At 68.7% G+C, this 973-nt stretch carries 1 protein-coding gene; it reads left to right on the top strand.

Going from position 1 to position 973, the window contains the following annotated elements:
* Window positions 1-115 precede the first annotated feature (115 nt).
* Entirely contained in the window at window positions 116-955 is an 840-nt protein-coding gene (locus E9529_RS21455; protein WP_236833282.1) for an IS5 family transposase, read from the top strand.
* Window positions 956-973 lie beyond the last annotated feature (18 nt).

Genomic DNA, 973 nt, shown 5'->3' with positions numbered 1-973 from the left:
AGAGCGTCCGCCAGTAGGCGCGATCTTGGTGCGGTCCGGCGTGGCTGAGAGGTGAGGGCAGGCACGAGGGCCACGCTCGCGAAGGTGCTAACGCTCCGTGAGATGTGGACCGCTCGTGCCTGCGCTCCCATCGTGCATCCTTGACCCGCTGCGCGAGCAGTTCCTCGCCGAACTGCCCGGCCATGTCGATGACCATCCGCTGGGTTGTCACCGACCGCGCATCGATGACGCCGTGGTGTTCGACAAGCTCGTCCAGGTGCTGGTCTACGGCGCCGGCTACGAGCGGATCGCGGACTCGTCGTGTTCGGCGACCACGATGCGCCGTCGCCGCGATGAGTGGATCCGGCTCGGCGTCTGGGACCGGCTGCGGCTGGCCTGCCTGGATGCCTACGACCGGCTGATCGGGCTGGACCTGGAACATCTGGCCGTCGACGGCTGCATCACCAAGGCCCCCTGTGGTGGTGAGAGCGCTGGTCGCAGCCCGGTCGACCGGGGCAAAGGTGGGATGAAGCGCTCGCAGCTGTCCGACGGCAGTGGGATACCGATGGCCACGGTGTCCGCGCCGGCCAACACCGTGGACCACGCGCTGCTCGAGCAGACGCTGGACGCGGTGAAGGACTTCCAGCCCCTGCCCGCCGACGTGACCGTGCATCTGGACGCCGGCTACGACTACCGGCCCTGCCGAGACGCCCTCGATCAACGGGGCATGGTCGGCGAGATCGCCCACCGCGGCGATCCGGCGCCCATCCAGGTGGGCCGGCGGTGGGTGGTCGAGCGCGCCAACTCCTGGCTCAACGACTTCGGCAAGCTCCGTCGCTGCACCGAACGACGACGAGACTGCGTCGACGCCTACCTCAACCTGGCCGCCGCGATCGTCACCCTCCGTGCCCTGCTCCGCGCCGCCTGGTACCTCTACCGATGGGCCAACCGACCAAGATCACCGCGAATCCGTTGACCTACTGGCGGACGCTCT

The sequence above is a fragment of the Blastococcus sp. KM273128 genome, assembly GCF_021698975.1.
Lineage (GTDB): Bacteria > Actinomycetota > Actinomycetes > Mycobacteriales > Geodermatophilaceae > Blastococcus.
Note: the sequence above shows the minus strand (reverse complement) of the source record. Positions and strands in the feature narration are given on the sequence as shown.